This window comes from Flavobacterium flabelliforme (assembly GCF_017948675.1).
GTDB classification, from domain to species: Bacteria; Bacteroidota; Bacteroidia; order Flavobacteriales; family Flavobacteriaceae; genus Flavobacterium; species Flavobacterium pygoscelis.
The window spans coordinates 19,522-36,732 of the sequence record NZ_JAGFBU010000007.1 but is presented as its reverse complement, the minus strand read 5'-3'; the positions used below and the strand labels follow the sequence as shown (position 1 = coordinate 36,732).

Here is a 17,211-nt window from a genome sequence, read left to right as displayed (position 1 = left end):
TTCAGAATTATTCATTTATAGATTTTATTGAAATAATAATTTTATTTAAAATAAATTAAAATATAAATTTATGAACGTTCATTCTTTTTTTATTTTACTTTTGTACTCTTAAATAAATAGAAATATGGAGAATGTTGCAAAAAAAATATGGAGTGTAGTTCTAATTATCATGGCTATTTTTATCATTTATGGAGGTATAAATCATTTTATAAAACCTGAATTTTATATTCCTTTTGTTCCAAGTTTTCTTGGTTTTAAAACAGCAATAATTTATGTTTCTGGTGTTGTAGAAATTGGTATAGGATTACTTCTTTTAATTAAAAAATACAGAGGAGTTGGAGCTTTTTCATTATTGGTATTGATGCTTGTTTTTTTACCCATTCATATTTGGGATGTTTTCTCAGATACACCAGCAATTGGAAGTCATCAAGCAGCTTTAATTCGTTTGCCTATTCAGCTTGTGTTTATTGGCATAGCATGGAAATTGAAAAATATCTATTTTAATAAAAATTAATATGGCATTACTCCAAAAAAGTATTGAAAAACGAATGGCACTTTTGAAAGCTACACTGAATTTAGTTAATAATGGTGGTATTCAAGGTGCCTCTATGTCTAAAGTTGCCAAACTTGCCAATGTTTCTCCAGCAACTATTTACCTATATTTTGAGAGCAAACAAGATATGGTTAATCAGTTATATTTAGACGTAAAAGCTTCTTTTGCCGAAGCTGCATTCAAAGAATATGATCCTGAAAAAAGTGTAAAAGAACGTTTTGAAAAAATATGGTTTAATATGGCAGATTTTAAAATAAATCAGAAAGAAGAAGCTTCATTTTTATCTCAATGTGATAACACACCAATGATTGATGAAGAAACCAGACAAGAAGGATTGAAATTTATTACCCCACTTTTTGATTTGTGGACCAAGGCAAAAGAAGATAGAATTATAAAAGATAGCTCTCCCTATTTATTGTATGCTTTTACCATTTATCCGTTAGCTTTTTTGATGAATATGGAAAATAGAAAGCTTTGTCAACTAGGTGATACTGTATTAAAAGATGCTTTTCAAGCGGCTTGGGATAGCATCAAACTTTAAAATTTTACCGCATTATAAATAAACAAGAATAAATAAATAAAAATGGAATTAATAGATAAATTAAAATGGCGTTATGCTACTAAAGCAATGAATGGTCAAAAAGTCTCTCAAGAAAAAATTGACAACATCATTGAAGCAGCTTCATTAGCACCAACTTCAAGTGGTTTACAACCTTTTGAAATTATAGTGATTACTAATCAAGAAGTTAAAGAAAAAATAAGAGTTATCGGATGGAATCAGCCAGTAATTACCGATTGTTCTCATTTATTAGTTTTTGCTGCTTGGGATAATTATACTGAAGACCGTATTAATAAGGTTTTTGATCTAACAAATGAAATTCGTGGTTTCAAAAATGAAGGTTTTGAAAATTACCGACAAATGCTTCTAGGACTATATCCTCAAAGAGATCCAGAATTAAATTTTCAGCATGCAGCAAGACAAGCTTATATTGCTTTTTCGCAAGCAATTGCAGCAGCAGCTTTTGAGGAAGTAGATAGTACACCTATAGAAGGTTTTGATGAGAATGCCTTAGATGAGATTTTGGGACTAAGAGCAAAAGGACTAAGAAGTTGTGTAATTCTCCCTATTGGTTACAGAGATGTTGAAAATGACTGGTTGGTTAATTTAGAAAAATTTAGAAAAAGCAAAGAAGATTTAGTTACGCTAATTGACTAACTCCATTCACAATTAATTAAAATAAAAAAATAGCCTTTTGTCACGAAAAGGCTATTTTTTTTACTTTCTATTTAGATTTAGAAATAGTTATTTTAGAATTATTTTTTTAAAATTGTGAATATCTATTTTTAGATAATTACTTTTTTGCAGCATTAAAATCTATCTTTGACATCCTTAAAAATAAATAGAGATGAGCACAATTTGGTATGAATGCAAAGTAAAATATAGAAAAACAGACGAAACGGGAAACCAAAAAATTACAACGGAACCCTATCTTGTAGATGCTTTATCTTATACTGAAGCTGAAAGTAGAATTACAGAAGAAATGTCTGCTTATATTAGTGAAGAGTTTAAAATCACGAATATCAAAATGGCTAATTATGCAGAAATACACCCTTTTGAAAATGCAGACCGATGGTTTAAATCTAAAGTGTCGTTATTAGCATATGATGAAGAAAGCGGAAAAGAACGTAAGACAAATATGTATTTACTAGTACAAGCAAATGACGTAAAAGAAGCTTTTGATAATACAACAGGTATTATGAAAGGGACAATGGGCGATTACAGCATTCCAGCAATCTCCGAATCACCAATTATGGATGTTTTTCCTTATTTTTCAGGTGAAGAAGGGGAGTTAGAGCAATTAGAAAAATTCAATGCGCTGAAAGCTTCAAAACCAGAAGTGGTAGCAGAAATTGAAGATCACATGGAGTTTGTAGAAGAAGAGGAAGCAGTATCCTAAAAATTTCTGCGAAGAGATATTACAAAGATTTTAATCATTAAATTCTTGATTTAATTTTTAGCAAAAGCGAATTAAAATTGCAATAAAAAAACCGTTATACATTAATGTATAACGGTTTTTTTGTATAAAAATAAATAAATTTATTTTGGCATAATCACCGTATCAATTGCGTGTATTACTCCGTTTGAAGCAGCTACATCCGCTAAAATAACTGTTGCCATTCCTCCATTTGTGTCTTCCAACATTACTTTTCCATCTTTTAAACTTAAAACAATTTTGTCACCTTGAACTGTGGTCACAGTGTATTTCCCTTTGTTTTTGTTAATCGCATCAGTCACAGTTGCTGCATCAAATTTTCCTGCAACTACATGGTACGTCAAGATTGATTTTAATTTTTCTAAATTTTCGGGTTTTAATAAACCATCTACAGTCCCAGCAGGAAGTTTTGCAAATGCAGCATTATTGGGTGCAAATACAGTAAAAGGACCTTGTCCGCTTAATGTTTCGGCTAAACCTGCTGCTTTGACAGCTGTTACAAGTGTAGAGAAATCTGGGTTTTCTGATGCCACTCCCACAATAGTAGGTACTTCTGCTACCACAGTTGTATCCATTGCTACTGCAGTTGTATCTGCCATTTCGGTCGAATCTGCTGTTTTTTTCTCGCCACATGAAGTAGTTACTACTCCTACTAATAATAATGCACTAATTGTTTTTACTAATTTCATAGTTGTTATATTTAAATTATAATAAATTAAGATACTCAAATATAGTGTTTTAATTATTTTGTTTCATCTTTTTAACAAAATATTAAACAAAATTTTTAATTTAAATTATTTTACTATTATAGGAAAAACCTAAAGTAACAAATTATGCAAATATTTCCTTAAGTAGTGACTAAGTTTAAAACTCTAAATTTTTTTTCTAAGGCTATAATAGACCTGCTTTTGCAATACGTACATCCTCGGAACCATGAGCTCCGCCAACACCTATACCACCCACGACTTTACCATTAATATAAATAGGAATTCCGCCATCCATAATTAATATATTCTCATCTAGAAAACGAATATCTTCTGGAATAGTTCCGTCTTTTATTCCTTTCGCAATTACAGCCGTTTCTCTTTTTTGAGAGCAAGCGGTATATGCTTTCTTATAACTAGCACGTATGGTATGCACTCCAGCATTCTGATGTCTTGAAACGGCTAAACTTTGTCCTGATTTATCAACGACGGTTATCGTAACATACAGGCCGTCTTTTTCTGCTTGTGTTATAGATTTTTGCACTATTTTAAATGCCATTTCTCCAGTAAGTATTGGTTCTTGAATTAATTTTTCTTGTGCGTTTGTCATTATTGTGATAAATAGTATTAAAATTAGAGTCGCTCTCTTTTTCATTTTTTTTCTTGTTAGAGATTAATTTGTGATTGTTAGAATTTTATAGCACTAAATTTTGAAATTTTTTTATTTTATTGAATTCAACCATATTGATATATTGTGTTTTATAAGAGCATTGATTAAAATATGAATACACTTTTCAATATTCAAACTTCAAAAGCTATTAATAACAAAACCGATGCTTTTGATCTTGTTTGTGGTTCGTATATAATTGGAAATTAAAAAAGTTCAATCAAATAAATTCAGTTCAGCGATAAATAAAATTTATAAGATTTTCATTCTGTCTATAATTGTCTTAATCAATTTAGAATCCTAATATTTTGCTTTAGATTTTTTTTGCTTTTTTACAGTCTTTGTTTGTAATGGAAAGGTGATAAAGTCTTAAAATAGGTATCATTTTATTAATTCAATTTTTTCAAAAAGGGAACATAAACAACTTTAGGTAGATCGCAGGCTACTAATTTGTGCCAAAACAAATACAATTTTAGCACTAATGCAACCTCTTTATATATACTTTAATAAACTCAATTTTTTAGCTTTATTGTATTTGCTTCTTAAATTAAAGAATGAAATCTACATAAAAAAAGCTTGTTTTTAGTTCAAAATTTAATCTTATTTTCTTAATAATAAGAGCGATTAATCTGATATAAGCCCGAATTTATTATTAAGAAAATTGAACAAGGGCTTGTCATGTTATTAGATCGCGATTTTGGATCTCAAAAAATATACTTATAATGAAATAGAAGCAGTTTGTAATATAATTGACAAATGTGGTTCTAAAGTTCAGATAGAAATTGAGTATGGTGTAAACCTACAGAATGTCAAAAATCTCATTAGCTTGAAGTAGTATCTTTAAATCAGAAAATCACAAATAAACTATAGATAAATTTAAATTTTAAGTGATTGCAACTTTATAAATCCTCTTTTTTTTATAATAAATAGTTCATTCAATATACTAATTTTTTAGTTTCTATTTTAGTTTCTAGATTTGTTCTTTCTCATAAAAATAGAATTTTATGATATTTTTATAATTTTACCTCATTGAATATGAGTACCTTACTACAACCTAATATTTGGGATTTTGTTTTTGCGATTTATATTAAAATCTAAAAACAAAAATGGAAAAAATGAAAGCTTTGTTTTAAAAAATAATTTGAAGTTCCTACTTTAAATACACTTTTGCTACTTTCTCAATCAGGAAGTATCTCGACACTATTTTTTTATGTGTCATCAACACGCGTTCATCAACAAAGCGAATTTTTATTTCGAAACAACAATTAGTTTACTTATCAATTATTTACAAAATACTAATTTCATTTTCCGAATTACTTTTTTAAAATAGAGAACATATGGAAATACAACTCTTAAAAGATACAATTGAAGAACTTTTTAGTAATGGAAAAGGTATTCTTGCCATGGACGAAAGTACACCAACCTGCGACAAACGTTTTGAGGCGAACGGAATTCCACAAACACCAGAAATGCGACGTAAATTCCGCCAGCTTATTATTAAAACTGAAGGACTAATCGATAGTATTGGTGGTGCTATTTTGTATGAAGAAACCCTGCAGCAACAAACGGATGATGGTGAACCGATGGCAACGGCACTATTAAAATCAGGGATTATAGCTGGAGTAAAAGTAGATCAAGGAACAAAACTTTTAGCAGGATTTGAAAATGAAAAAATTACCGAAGGGTTAGACGGTTTACAACAACGTTTAATATCCTATAAAGGAATGGGTATTCGTTTTGCAAAATGGCGCGCCATAATAACAATAGGTGACGGAATTCCAACAGATGCTTGTATCTATGCTAATGTGCAAGATTTAGCACGCTATGCTGCAATATGCCAGCAAGAAGGAATTGTACCTATTGTAGAACCAGAGGTTTTGATGGATGGGAATCATTCTATTCAAGAATGTTATGAGGTTACAGAAAAGGTTTTAAAATCACTTTTTTATCATCTTTATCTCTTTAAAGTCAACTTAGAAGGTATTATTTTAAAGCCCAATATGATCGTAGCTGGAACAGAGAACAAACATCAAAACACAGTAGATGAAGTCGCTCAAGCAACAGTAAAGTGTTTTCTTTCTGCAGTTCCAGCTTCGGTTCCAGCCATTGCATTTTTATCTGGTGGTCAATCTCCTGAAAAAGCCGCCGCGCATCTCAATGCAATTAATAAAAATTTTAAGAATCATCTTCCTTGGAAAATCTCTTTTTCTTTTGCAAGAGCCATTCAACAACCAGCATTAGAAGCTTGGAAAGGGAATGAAGATAATGTAGCCGAAGCTCAAAAACTACTCTATCGCCGTGCCAAAATTGCATCCGCAGCACATCTTGGAACTTATAAACCGGAAATGGAAAAAAGTAATTAGTATGGGTAATTGCTCCAAGAATAGTTCAATTATAAAAGTTAGAAGAATTATAAAATATGGAATCAGATAATTTAAATCAGAAATGTATTGACACCGTAAGAGTTTTAGCAGCAGATGCGGTACAAAAAGCAAATTCAGGGCATCCAGGAACTCCAATGGCGCTTTCTCCATTAGGTCATATTTTATGGTCTGAAGTGATGCGATACAATCCTAAAAATCCGAATTGGGTCAATAGAGATCGTTTTGTGCTTTCATGCGGACATGCTTGTATGTTGCAATACAGTTATTTGCATCTAACAGGATATGAAATAACGTTGAATGATATTAAAAATTTCAGACAGCTTCACAGTATAACCGCTGGTCATCCAGAATATGGTTTGACTCCAGGAATAGAAGTGACAACTGGGCCACTAGGTCAGGGTTTTGCAAATGGTATTGGAATGGCGATTGCCGAAAAATATATGGCAGCTCGATACAATCAACCAGACTTTAACATTTTTGATTACAAAATTTATGCGATTTGTAGCGATGGCGATTTAATGGAAGGTGTTACTGCAGAAGCAGCTTCTATAGCAGGGCATCTCGGATTGGGAAATGTAATTTATTTCTATGATAGCAATCACATTACAATAGAAGGAAATACTGATTTGGCTTTTGATGAGGATGTCTCCAAAAGATTTGAAGCCTATGGTTGGCATGTTCAAAACCTCCCAGACATTAATGATCTAAAAGCTGTTTCCGAAGCAATTAAAAATGCCCAAAACCAAACTAATCGACCTTCATTAATAAAAATCCGCAGTTATATTGGTTATGGAAGTCCCAATAAACAAAATACGTCTGCCGCACATGGCTCTCCTTTGGGGGAAGATGAAGTTCGTTTAGTAAAAGAAAACTTCGGTTTTGACCCCGACAAAAATTTCGTAATTCCAGAAGATGTTTTAGAATTTTATCGAAAAGCTGGGAAAAAATCAGCTAAGAATGAAGACGATTGGAATGAATTATATAAAATATATAAACAACGTCATCCCGATTTAGCTAAGGAATATGAAGCTATTAGTTCTGGGAAATTGCCTGAGGGTTGGGAGAAAAATCTTCCCGTTTTTGAAGCTGGCAAAGAATTGGCTACACGAAAAGCTTCTGGTAAAACATTAAATGCTATCGCTGCATTTTTTCCTCAATTAATTGGAGGATCTGCCGATCTTTCTCCTTCAACAGATACGAATCTTGATTCATTTAAATCCTTTTCAGTAGAACATCGCGATGGTCGAAATTTCCATTTTGGAATCCGTGAGCATGCTATGGGATCAATTCTCAACGGAATGGCACTTAGCAATTATTTAATTCCGTATGGTGCTACCTTTTTAATTTTTTCTGATTATATGCGACCTCCAATTCGATTAGCAGCCATTATGAAAATTCGATCTATCCTAGTTTTTACCCACGACAGTATTGCATTGGGAGAAGATGGAACTACGCACCAGCCTGTTGAGCAATTGATAGGTTTACGAACTATTCCGAATATGACTGTAATTCGTCCTGCAGACGCTAATGAATCTGCGCAAGCATGGCGTGTGGCGATTGAACACAAAGAGGGACCAGTTGCAATTGTGCTCACCCGTCAAGGCATTCCAATTATCGATCAGAAAAAATATGCGAGTGCCAAAAATTTGGAGAAAGGTGCCTACATACTGTCAGATTGTAAGGGTAAGCCGGATATAATTTTAATTGCTAGTGGATCAGAAGTTCAATTGATCATAGCAGCACAAAAAGAATTAGAGAAAAATAATATTCAAGCTCGTGTGGTAAGTATGCCAAGTTGGAATCTGTTTGATAAACAAGAGGCTGCTTATCGCGAAACAGTTTTGCCAAAAGGAATTAGAAAAAGATTAGCAGTAGAAGCAGGTTCCTCTATTGGATGGATGAAATATACAACTGATGATGGTGCAGTAATTGGTATTGACAAATTTGGCGAAAGTGCACCTGGGGAACAAGTAATGAAAGAGTACGGTTTTACAATAGAAAATGTAGTAAAACAAGCAAAAGCGTTGCTATTATAATTTATTAAATATAAGGAATAATAAAGGGTATAATTATTTAAACATCAGAACATGGAAAGTAATCCTAAAGACAAAAAAGATAAAAAAAATCAACCAGTAGAAAAAGAAATTGGCAATGATAACTTTCCGCAGGAATATGAGGAACAAAGAAGTGAGAACCTTCGGATGGATCCTCAGCCTTTAGAAAATCCTAAAAAAAAATGAAACGTAATGATTTTAAAAAAAAAACTAAAATAAATTTTTAATGACTTCAAAATAGAGATTTGATGATTGTTTTTAAAATTAGTTGGTCTCAAATAAATAAAAGACAATAAAAGCACCCAGAAAAATGACTTCAAAAAAAAAAATAATCGGAATAGCATCAGATCATGGTGGATTTGAACTCAAACAAAAGATTGTATCTTTTTTAAACGAGCAACAATTTGAAGTGAAAGATTTTGGGGCGAAACAATTAAATACGTCCGATGATTATCCCGATTATGTTATTCCGCTTGCAAAAGCTGTTGCCAATGGAGCCGTTTTTAGAGGTATTGCAATTTGTGGAAGCGGAGTTGGTGCATGTATTGCTACGAACAAAGTTTCTGGTGTAAGAGCTGCCTTAATTGGAGATTATTTTTCAGCGCATCAAGGGGTAGAAGATGACGATATGAATTTGATTTGTCTAGGTGGTCGTGTTACTGGATATGAAATTGCAAAAGAATTGATTCTAGCTTTTTTGCAAGCAAAATTTATTGGCGCAGAACGGCACTTAAGGCGACTGCATGAAATTGAAAAACTAGAAAGATAATTAGCCAAATAGCTGGACCATGATACATAATCATGTTTAAGAAATCCTATTTTTTTAGCCCCGATAGTAGTGAAAATCCTTTCACTAAAGTTGCTTTTGCAACGGTAGTTAAAGATTGTAGCGGATAGCGGGAAATAGCTTCTAATAGCTAGTAGAACTACTATATATTGCATTCTATTTTTAAAATATAATTTAAAAAATAAAAAAATGAATCCATTAAATGAAATACGAAATCTTGATCAGAGCATCTGGCTGGATTTACTTGATCGTGAAATTATGAACTCAGGCAAACTAAAAAGCCTAATTGACACTGACGATTTACGCGGACTTACCTCCAATCCCTCTATTTTTGAAAAAGCTATTAGTGGCAGTTCGGATTACGATGAAGATATTACTGAAATTTCAAAAAGGGAAAATGACAATTCGGTTATATTCTTTGACATGGCAATTGCAGATATTCAAAGGGCAGCAGATCTTTTTAAACCTGTTTATGATAAAACGGCAGGCAAAGATGGTTATGTAAGTCTAGAAGTATCGCCTTATTTGGCTTTAGATACGGATGGTACGATTACGCAAGCGCGTGAACTTTGGAAAAAAGTTAATCGTAAAAATGTAATGATAAAAATACCAGGAACAAAACAAGGATTGCCTGCAATACGGGAATGTTTGCGCGAAGGAATTAATATTAATGTCACATTGCTTTTTGGTATTCCTCGTTATATAGAAATTACTGAAGCCTTTATGGGCGGGTTAGAAGATCGACTTAAAGAAGGGAATTCGATTGAAGGAATTGCTTCGGTTGCGAGTTTCTTTTTGAGTCGAATTGATGTGATGGTAGATCCTTTACTAGAGGAAAAAGGATTAGAAAAACGGAAAGGAAAAGTAGCAATTGCCTCCGCCAAAAAAGCTTATCAACTATATCTTAATATGATTTTGAGTGATCGATTTAAAGCTTTGCAAGCAAAAGGAGCAGCTAGTCAACGCATTCTTTTTGCAAGTACTAGCACGAAGGATCCTGCTTTTAGCGATGTTTTATACGTAGAAAATTTGATTGGAAAAGATACTATAAACACGCTTCCTATGGAGACTATTGATGCTTTTAGAGATCACGGAAAGGCAGCGGAAACTTTGATTCAAAATATTGAAGAAGCGGACGCAATTATGGAAGAGTTGAAAAATAAAGACATCAATATCGATACTATTACGGAAAAACTAGAAGCGGAAGGTATTGAGAAATTCAATCAAGCTTATGAAAAATTGATCAAAAGTATCGATAATCAAAAACGTAAAATTAAATAAATCTATGAACGATTTTGATCCAAAGAAAATAAAAGTGATCTTTATGGATATTGGTGGCGTATTACTAACTAATGGTTGGGGACATGAATCACGCCAAAAAGCAGCACAAGTTTTTGATTTTGATTATCAAGAAATGGAAATTCTGCATAATTTTATCTATAATGTTTTTGAAATTGGCAGTATTTCGCTTGATGAGTATTTAGACACGGTTTTATTTCATACCGATAGGGATTTCTTAAAAGATGAATTTATAGCATTTATGTATGCCCAATCACAAGAGTTGCCGCAGCTTTTAGAATGGTTGAAAATTTGGAAACAACACACGGTATTGCCCGTATTTGCTCTGAGTAATGAAAGTAGGGAACTAAATGATTTTCGTATTGAAACTTTTCATTTAAGGGAACTTTTTGATGGATTTTTTTCCTCTTGTTACTTAAAAATGAGAAAACCAGATCCACGAATTTTTATTAGAGCCATGGAAATTGCTCAAGTTGCCCCTAATGAATGTCTTTATTTTGATGACCGACCAATGCTAGTGAATGCAGCTAAAAAACTTGGAATGAATACGATTCTTCATCAAGATTTTGAAACAACTAAAAAGATTCTTGAAAATTTTATACAAACATAAAACTAATATGAAATTAGATAACGAAAATGCATTTGGAATGATCGGTCTCGGAACAATGGGTTCTAATCTATTGCAGAACATTGCAGACAGCGGATACCATTGTGCTGGTTATGATAATAGCACCGATAAAGTTGAGAGTCTAAATAATTTAAAGAGAGATACAATTCAAGGTTTTTCAGATTTAAAAGCTTTCGCAAAGAGTTTAAAAAGTCCAAGAATAGTAATGATGTTAGTACCTGCGGGAAAGATTGTAGATGATGTTATAGATGAGTTGCTTCAAGTTCTAGATCTAGGCGATATTATAATTGATGGTGGAAACTCTCATTTTACAGACACCGAGCGTAGAAATTTATCATTAAAGGAAAAAGGGTATCATTTCATCGGAATGGGTGTTTCTGGAGGTGAAGAAGGAGCTCGTAAAGGGCCGAGTATGATGCCAGGAGGTGATAAAAAAGCCTATGAAATAGTAGCGCCAATTCTTAAGAAAATTGCTGCTCATGTAAATGGAGATGCTACAGTTGCTTACATGGGCGAGCGTTCTGCCGGACATTTTGTAAAAATGGTTCATAACGGAATTGAATATGCATTGATGCAATTGATTTCTGAGACGTATGAAATTTTAAAAAACGGATTGAAATACAGTGATGTAGAAATTCATGATGTATTCAAAAAATGGAATGAAGGCCGATTACAATCCTATTTATTAGATATAACACGTGATATTTTTGCCTATAAACAAGAAGGAAAAACTGATGCTTTGGTGAACGATATTAGCGATCAAGCTAAAGCCAAAGGAACAGGAAAATGGACTTCTCAAGCCGCAATGGATTTAAATTGTCCCATTCCTACCATAGATATTTCAGTTTCTATGCGAGATCTTTCTCATTATAAAGAGTTAAGAGTTAAAGCTTCAAAGATGTATCCAAATAACAACTTGCAGTATGATTCTAAAGGGGAGGACTATTTTGATGTTTTAGAGCAAGCTTTCTACTTTTCTATGGTTTCTGCGTATGCGCAAGGAATGCATTTATTGTTTAAAGCTAATGAAGAATTTAATTATGATTTAAATTTAGATTTAATTGCAAAAATATGGCGTGGAGGTTGTATTATACGATCTGCTTTTCTAGAAGATATTTTTGCAGCTTATCAAAAAGAGGCTAAATTAGAACATTTATTTTTAGATGATTCTATTCACAATAACCTAACAAAAAGTATTGCCGGAATTCGCACTATTGTTTCCGATGCTGTTTTGCAAGGAATTGCTATACCCGCTTTTTCAACCTCTTTAAGTTACTTTGATAATTTTAGATGTGCCATTATGCCAACAAATCTTATTCAAGCACAACGGGATTATTTTGGAGCACATACTTATGAGTTGATAGGAAAACAAGGTGTTTTTCATACGATCTGGGAAATAGAAAATAAAGTAGAATAAAGAGATTTATTCTTTTAAAATATAAGTTTTCAATACATTTAAATTATGGGAAAAACGGCTAATAAAAAAGCAAATTCTACTATTTTTATCATATTCGGTGGTACTGGTGATTTGACCAAACGAAAAATAATGCCCGCGCTTTATAATCTATTTTTAGACGGTTGGTTGCCCGAGAAATTTGCTATCATTGGGACATCGTCAACCAAAATGACGGATGAAAAATACAAAGGCGAATTACTTGCTTCGGTAGATGAATTTTCAAGAAAAGGAAAATCAAAAAAAGAAGAGTGGTCAAAATTTGCCTCCAATATATTTCATCAAGCCGCTGATATTACTGATGCCTCAACGTTTAAGCCTTTTGGCGATTATATTGAGAAATTCAAAAAAGATTGGGAAGAGCAAAAGCCTTCAATAGTATATTATTGCGCGGTAGCTCCACACTTTTTTTGTACCATTGCTCATAATATTTCAATCGCAAAACTAGATAACAACCCTGAAACAGCTCGAATTGTTATCGAAAAACCATTTGGCACTGACCTAGAATCGGCAAAGGCACTTAATGCAAAACTGCTAACTTTATTTCAGGAGAATCAGATTTATAGAATTGATCATTATTTAGGTAAAGAAGTAGTTCAAAATATAATGGCTTTCCGCTTTGCCAATTCGATTATGGAGCCACTTTGGAACAGAAATCATATAGAAAATGTTCAGATTTCGGTAACGGAACAAATAGGTATTGGCACGCGAGGAAAGTATTTCGAGCAAGCGGGGATTTTGAGAGATATGATCCAGAATCACCTATTACAACTCCTTTGTATCATTGCAATGGAACCGCCAATAAGTTTTGATGCTGATGAGGTTCGCAATCGCAAAGTTGATATTCTAAAATCAATGCGTAAAATTATACCTAGCGAAATTGATTCTATGTCGGCTAGAGGTCAATATGGTCCGGGATGGATAGAAGGTATAAAAGTGATTGGGTATCGTGAAGAGGAAAATGTAGATCCACATTCAAACACAGAAACTTTTGCCGCTCTTAAACTTTATGTTGATAATTGGCGCTGGCAAGGTGTACCTTTTTATTTAAGAACAGGTAAAAGACTCTTTAAATCGGCTTCTCAAATTACAATTCAGTTCAAAGAAATTCCTCATAATATTTTCCATTCTGATGAAGGTAACAGCCCTAAAAAAAATCGATTAATTATTAGTATTCAGCCAGATATGGCCATTCAATTTCAGTTGCAAAGCAAAAGTCCAGGTCTCGAAATGAATCTTAATTCAATGAATATGATTTTTGATTATTCTGGTATTCCAAAATCAGAATCTCCGGAAGCTTATGAAACCTTGCTATTAGATATTATATCTGGAGATCAAACGCTCTTTATGCGTGCAGATCAAGTAGAGGAAGCTTGGCAATTGATTATGCCTGTGCTTAATTTTTGGGAAAACAGTAAAACAGCTGATTTTCCGAATTATCCAGCTGATTCTTGGGGGCCAGAAAATGCAGAAGCGCTCATTGCACAAGATGGTTATCATTGGTTTAACCTTCCAGAAAAAAATAAGTAGGAATGATAAGTGCAATAAATGTTTACACGGATATTAATGAACTATTAAATGCTTTGGCAGAGAACATCTGTAGTACTGCACAAGCTGCTATTAGGGAAAGAGGACAATTTAACTTTGTTTTAGCAGGCGGAAATTCTCCAAAGAAATTATACGAATTACTTGCTTCTGAAAAGTTTAGCAATAAGATCGATTGGGATAAAACCTATTTTTTCTTTGGTGATGAGCGTTTTGTTCCGGAAAATGATCCACAAAGAAATTATTTAATGGTAAAAAAGGCTTTATTTGTACCTTTAAAAATTAAAAATTCTAATGTGTTTAATGTTGATACTTCAGAAAGTCCTGAAACAGCAGCATTGCGTTATGATAAATCTATACGATCCCATTTTAAAGAAAAAACAGTCGAATTTGATTTTGTTCTTTTAGGCCTCGGTGATAACGCACACACGGCGTCACTTTTTCCTAATACTACCGTATTAGAAGAAACTGATGCAACAATTAAGGCTGTTTATGTAAATGAAGTGAATATGTACCGCATAACTATGACTGCTCCACTTATTAATCAAGCTAGAAATATTGCTTTTTTAGTTTATGGGAAAGACAAAGCGGCTGCAATTTATCATGTTTTAAATGATTCAAAAGGGACAATAAATGAATATCCTGCGCGATTAATTAGTAGTGACAAACATAAAACGCATTGGTATATTGATAGTGAGTCTGCATCAAAATTATAATCATAAAAAAAGTTAGTACTACTGCTTTAAACTATTTTAGAAAATAAATAATAAAATAATTGAATATGTTACCAAAAATTAATCCTACAGAAACCACCGCTTGGAAAGAATTATATAAACATCAATCTGAAATGAATCAGGTTCAGATGAAAGAACTTTTTAAAAATGATCCAAAACGTTTTGATAAAATGTCAGTTGAATTGGATGATATCCTTTTTGATTATTCAAAAAATATTATTAACGAAAAGACATTGGAACTATTATTTCAATTAGCAGACGAATCTCAAGTGAAAGTAGCGAGAGAAGCTATGTTTAGTGGAGAAAAAATAAATTTAAGTGAAAATCGCGCTGTTTTGCATACAGCTTTGCGAAATTTTTCTTCGGAAACTATTACTTTAGATGGTAACGACATAATGCTAGAAGTTCGAGAAGCTCGTGAAAAAATGAAATCCTTCTGTAAAAAAATTCACAGTGGAGAATGGAAAGGATATACTGGAAAAAAAATTAAAAATATCGTTAATATTGGTATTGGTGGAAGTGATCTTGGTCCAGTAATGGTTACCGAAGCATTAAAACCGTATTGGATTGAAGGCATACAAGCATATTTTGTATCTAATGTGGATGGAACTCAAATTGTTGAAACATTAAAAAATTTAGATCCAGAGGAAACACTTTTTACCATTGCATCAAAAACGTTTACTACTCAGGAAACCATGACCAATGCTCATACAGCGCGTGATTGGTTTTTAAAATCAGCACTTGATGAAAAGTTTGTTGCTAAACATTTTATAGCGCTTTCGACAAACGAAAAAGGAGTGAAGGATTTTGGAATCGATCTTGAAAATAGGTTTGTTTTTTGGGATTGGGTAGGAGGTCGTTATAGTATTTGGAGTAGCATTGGACTTTCGATTGCACTTACAATTGGGTATGATAATTTTGAGAAGTTATTGAAAGGTGCTGAAGCTGCAGATCATCATTTTCAAAATGAAGATTTTAAAACTAATATTCCCGTAATTATGGGCTTAGTTGGTATTTGGTACACTAATTTTTTTGGTGCAGAAACAGAAGCTATTTTACCATACGATCAATATATGCATCGTTTTCCAGCTTATTTTCAACAAGGAAATATGGAAAGCAACGGTAAGCAAGTAGATAGAAATGGAAAAAAAGTGACCTACAGTACTGGACCCGTAGTTTGGGGTGAACCAGGAACTAATGGGCAACATGCATTTTATCAATTAATACACCAAGGTACACACCTAATTCCATGTGATTTTATTGCTCCTGCTGTAAGTCATAATCCCGTTGGAAAGCATCATCCTATTTTATTATCTAATTTTTTCGCACAAACGGAAGCGCTGATGAATGGAAAAACAGCTGAGGAAGTAGCGAATGAATTAAAAGATTCGAAGATGAGTAAAGCTCAAATTGACGAATTAATTCCGTTTAAAGTATTTGCAGGAAATAAACCAACCAACTCGTTTTTAGTAAAAGAAATGACACCATTTTCTTTAGGCAAACTGATAGCACTTTACGAACATAAAATATTTGTGCAGGGAATTATCTGGAATATATTAAGTTTTGATCAATGGGGAGTTGAGCTGGGCAAACAATTAGCATCAAAAGTGCTTCCAGAACTTAGTAATGAGGATGAAATAAATTCGCACGACGCTTCTACAAATGGATTAATTAATGCTTATAAAAAGTGGAGATAATATATTGATTTAATAAATTGATTAAGAGGCAAAATCTATATCAAATAACAATGAAAAAAGGATTTTAGATTATTACAACAGTAGTTATCTAAAATCCTTTTTTAATACTATCGATAAAAAAACAAAGTATTTAAATTATATTTTTTTTATCATTGTTTTCCCATTTCTTTTAGCATTTTCTCTTTTCTGTTATCTCTATCAGGATTGTATGTTTTGTACATTGTGCTCATTTTTGCTAGATATTTCTCCGGATTTGGAGCTCCACGATGGCACATAACGCAATTTACAACCTGTACCTGAGCTGGCTTTGGGTCCGGAAAATGAGGTTGAAAATAAATTTTATTCAAATCATTGGTCATTTTAATCATGCCGCGAGCGATCTCTTTTTCAATTTTATCATCACTTGCAAAATCTAATTTACTGGGATTGTCTTTTTGCGAAGCATGACAATAGTTACATTTTACGCTTAAGGCATTTGTATATCCGTCCATTAAATAGTCTAAGCTATCTTTAGAAATATTTTGAGGAAGGACTTTAAGATTTTTCCACTTTGGTTGTGGCTGGTAGCTATTATCTTCTATAGTCTTTGATTTAAAAGCATAAAGGAGCGTGATTAAGAACACAAAACTTAGACTCATTAATAACGAAAATATTTTTCTTTTATTTTTCATAAATAATTGATTTAAGTATTAACAGGTCTAATTTACAAATT

17 protein-coding genes are annotated in these 17,211 nt (G+C 32.7%); 14 read left to right on the top strand and 3 right to left on the bottom strand.

Features of this window, described 5'->3' with window-relative positions; genetic code table 11:
- The first annotated feature begins 124 nt into the window (after positions 1 to 124).
- The 4 genes from J3S90_RS14385 to J3S90_RS14370 all read left to right on the top strand — a co-directional run bounded on the left by J3S90_RS14385 (position 125) and on the right by J3S90_RS14370 (position 2,511).
- Positions 125 to 514 carry a DoxX family protein gene (locus J3S90_RS14385; RefSeq protein WP_210646771.1) on the top strand — a complete coding sequence of 130 codons (390 nt, stop codon included), beginning with the start codon at positions 125 to 127 and terminating at the stop codon, positions 512 to 514.
- A 1-nt stretch (position 515) separates the two neighbouring features.
- Positions 516 to 1,094: a TetR/AcrR family transcriptional regulator gene (locus J3S90_RS14380; RefSeq protein WP_210646770.1), complete on the top strand. Its 579-nt coding sequence runs from the start codon at positions 516 to 518 to the stop codon at positions 1,092 to 1,094.
- 42 nt (positions 1,095 to 1,136) lie between these two features.
- Positions 1,137 to 1,769, top strand: coding sequence for a nitroreductase family protein (locus J3S90_RS14375; RefSeq protein WP_210646769.1), 633 nt, complete (start codon positions 1,137 to 1,139; stop codon positions 1,767 to 1,769).
- A 190-nt stretch (positions 1,770 to 1,959) separates the two neighbouring features.
- On the top strand, positions 1,960 to 2,511 hold the full coding sequence (locus tag J3S90_RS14370) for a DUF4494 domain-containing protein (RefSeq protein ID WP_188051492.1): 552 nt from the start codon (positions 1,960 to 1,962) through the stop codon (positions 2,509 to 2,511).
- Between the two features lie 140 nt (positions 2,512 to 2,651).
- Here J3S90_RS14370 and J3S90_RS14365 read toward each other — a convergent pair whose 3' ends face one another.
- Together J3S90_RS14365 and J3S90_RS14360 are read right to left on the bottom strand one after the other, a co-directional pair.
- Positions 2,652 to 3,236 carry a fasciclin domain-containing protein gene (locus tag J3S90_RS14365; RefSeq protein WP_188051491.1) on the bottom strand — a complete coding sequence of 195 codons (585 nt, stop codon included), beginning with the start codon at positions 3,234 to 3,236 and terminating at the stop codon, positions 2,652 to 2,654.
- A gap of 202 nt (positions 3,237 to 3,438) precedes the next feature.
- Positions 3,439 to 3,906, bottom strand: a complete 468-nt coding sequence (locus J3S90_RS14360; RefSeq protein WP_236023972.1) for a GlcG/HbpS family heme-binding protein — start codon at positions 3,904 to 3,906, stop codon at positions 3,439 to 3,441.
- Positions 3,907 to 5,255: 1,349 nt separating this feature from the next.
- Between J3S90_RS14360 and J3S90_RS14355 the strand changes: the two genes are divergently transcribed.
- The 10 genes from J3S90_RS14355 to pgi all read left to right on the top strand — a co-directional run bounded on the left by J3S90_RS14355 (position 5,256) and on the right by pgi (position 16,499).
- A complete protein-coding gene (locus J3S90_RS14355) occupies positions 5,256 to 6,281 on the top strand; it encodes a class I fructose-bisphosphate aldolase (RefSeq protein ID WP_210646768.1) in 1,026 nt (341 codons plus the stop codon).
- A 56-nt stretch (positions 6,282 to 6,337) separates the two neighbouring features.
- Positions 6,338 to 8,338 carry a transketolase gene (gene tkt / locus J3S90_RS14350; protein WP_210646767.1) on the top strand — a complete coding sequence of 667 codons (2,001 nt, stop codon included), beginning with the start codon at positions 6,338 to 6,340 and terminating at the stop codon, positions 8,336 to 8,338.
- A 51-nt stretch (positions 8,339 to 8,389) separates the two neighbouring features.
- Positions 8,390 to 8,542, top strand: coding sequence for a hypothetical protein (locus J3S90_RS14345; RefSeq protein WP_210646766.1), 153 nt, complete (start codon positions 8,390 to 8,392; stop codon positions 8,540 to 8,542).
- A 124-nt stretch (positions 8,543 to 8,666) separates the two neighbouring features.
- Positions 8,667 to 9,125 (top strand): RpiB/LacA/LacB family sugar-phosphate isomerase, encoded by a 459-nt coding sequence (locus tag J3S90_RS14340; protein ID WP_210646765.1) that lies wholly within the window; start codon positions 8,667 to 8,669, stop codon positions 9,123 to 9,125.
- A gap of 207 nt (positions 9,126 to 9,332) precedes the next feature.
- On the top strand, positions 9,333 to 10,424 hold the full coding sequence (gene tal / locus J3S90_RS14335; protein ID WP_210646764.1) for a transaldolase: 1,092 nt from the start codon (positions 9,333 to 9,335) through the stop codon (positions 10,422 to 10,424).
- 4 nt (positions 10,425 to 10,428) lie between these two features.
- Entirely contained in the window at positions 10,429 to 11,052 is a 624-nt protein-coding gene (locus J3S90_RS14330) for an HAD family hydrolase (RefSeq protein WP_210646763.1), read from the top strand.
- A 7-nt stretch (positions 11,053 to 11,059) separates the two neighbouring features.
- The gene (gndA, locus tag J3S90_RS14325) at positions 11,060 to 12,487 is read left to right on the top strand and encodes an NADP-dependent phosphogluconate dehydrogenase (protein ID WP_210646762.1); all 1,428 of its coding nucleotides are present in this window, start codon (positions 11,060 to 11,062) and stop codon (positions 12,485 to 12,487) included.
- A 45-nt stretch (positions 12,488 to 12,532) separates the two neighbouring features.
- Positions 12,533 to 14,053, top strand: a complete 1,521-nt coding sequence (zwf, locus tag J3S90_RS14320) for a glucose-6-phosphate dehydrogenase (protein WP_210646761.1) — start codon at positions 12,533 to 12,535, stop codon at positions 14,051 to 14,053.
- A gap of 2 nt (positions 14,054 to 14,055) precedes the next feature.
- Positions 14,056 to 14,784 (top strand): 6-phosphogluconolactonase, encoded by a 729-nt coding sequence (gene pgl / locus J3S90_RS14315; RefSeq protein WP_210646760.1) that lies wholly within the window; start codon positions 14,056 to 14,058, stop codon positions 14,782 to 14,784.
- Positions 14,785 to 14,849: 65 nt separating this feature from the next.
- Entirely contained in the window at positions 14,850 to 16,499 is a 1,650-nt protein-coding gene (gene pgi / locus J3S90_RS14310) for a glucose-6-phosphate isomerase (RefSeq protein WP_210646759.1), read from the top strand.
- A 149-nt stretch (positions 16,500 to 16,648) separates the two neighbouring features.
- On the opposite strand, the gene J3S90_RS14305 is transcribed toward pgi, so the two are convergent.
- The gene (locus J3S90_RS14305) at positions 16,649 to 17,170 is read right to left on the bottom strand and encodes a c-type cytochrome (RefSeq protein ID WP_210646758.1); all 522 of its coding nucleotides are present in this window, start codon (positions 17,168 to 17,170) and stop codon (positions 16,649 to 16,651) included.
- Between the last annotated feature and the right edge of the window lie 41 nt (positions 17,171 to 17,211).

What these genes read in the sequence shown, in the direction of transcription:
- J3S90_RS14375 (WP_210646769.1), top strand. Translation starts at nt 1,137, where the DNA reads ATGGAATTAATAGATAAATTAAAATGGCGTTATGCTACTAAAGCAATG.
- J3S90_RS14330 (WP_210646763.1), top strand. Translation starts at nt 10,429, where the DNA reads ATGAACGATTTTGATCCAAAGAAAATAAAAGTGATCTTTATGGATATT.
- gndA (WP_210646762.1), top strand. Translation starts at nt 11,060, where the DNA reads ATGAAATTAGATAACGAAAATGCATTTGGAATGATCGGTCTCGGAACA.
- pgi (WP_210646759.1), top strand. Translation starts at nt 14,850, where the DNA reads ATGTTACCAAAAATTAATCCTACAGAAACCACCGCTTGGAAAGAATTA.
- J3S90_RS14355 (WP_210646768.1), top strand. Translation starts at nt 5,256, where the DNA reads ATGGAAATACAACTCTTAAAAGATACAATTGAAGAACTTTTTAGTAAT.
- J3S90_RS14340 (WP_210646765.1), top strand. Translation starts at nt 8,667, where the DNA reads ATGACTTCAAAAAAAAAAATAATCGGAATAGCATCAGATCATGGTGGA.
- J3S90_RS14345 (WP_210646766.1), top strand. Translation starts at nt 8,390, where the DNA reads ATGGAAAGTAATCCTAAAGACAAAAAAGATAAAAAAAATCAACCAGTA.
- J3S90_RS14360 (WP_236023972.1), bottom strand. Translation starts at nt 3,906, where the DNA reads ATGAAAAAGAGAGCGACTCTAATTTTAATACTATTTATCACAATAATG.
- tkt (WP_210646767.1), top strand. Translation starts at nt 6,338, where the DNA reads ATGGAATCAGATAATTTAAATCAGAAATGTATTGACACCGTAAGAGTT.
- J3S90_RS14365 (WP_188051491.1), bottom strand. Translation starts at nt 3,236, where the DNA reads ATGAAATTAGTAAAAACAATTAGTGCATTATTATTAGTAGGAGTAGTA.
- zwf (WP_210646761.1), top strand. Translation starts at nt 12,533, where the DNA reads ATGGGAAAAACGGCTAATAAAAAAGCAAATTCTACTATTTTTATCATA.
- pgl (WP_210646760.1), top strand. Translation starts at nt 14,056, where the DNA reads ATGATAAGTGCAATAAATGTTTACACGGATATTAATGAACTATTAAAT.
- tal (WP_210646764.1), top strand. Translation starts at nt 9,333, where the DNA reads ATGAATCCATTAAATGAAATACGAAATCTTGATCAGAGCATCTGGCTG.
- J3S90_RS14380 (WP_210646770.1), top strand. Translation starts at nt 516, where the DNA reads ATGGCATTACTCCAAAAAAGTATTGAAAAACGAATGGCACTTTTGAAA.
- J3S90_RS14370 (WP_188051492.1), top strand. Translation starts at nt 1,960, where the DNA reads ATGAGCACAATTTGGTATGAATGCAAAGTAAAATATAGAAAAACAGAC.
- J3S90_RS14385 (WP_210646771.1), top strand. Translation starts at nt 125, where the DNA reads ATGGAGAATGTTGCAAAAAAAATATGGAGTGTAGTTCTAATTATCATG.
- J3S90_RS14305 (WP_210646758.1), bottom strand. Translation starts at nt 17,170, where the DNA reads ATGAAAAATAAAAGAAAAATATTTTCGTTATTAATGAGTCTAAGTTTT.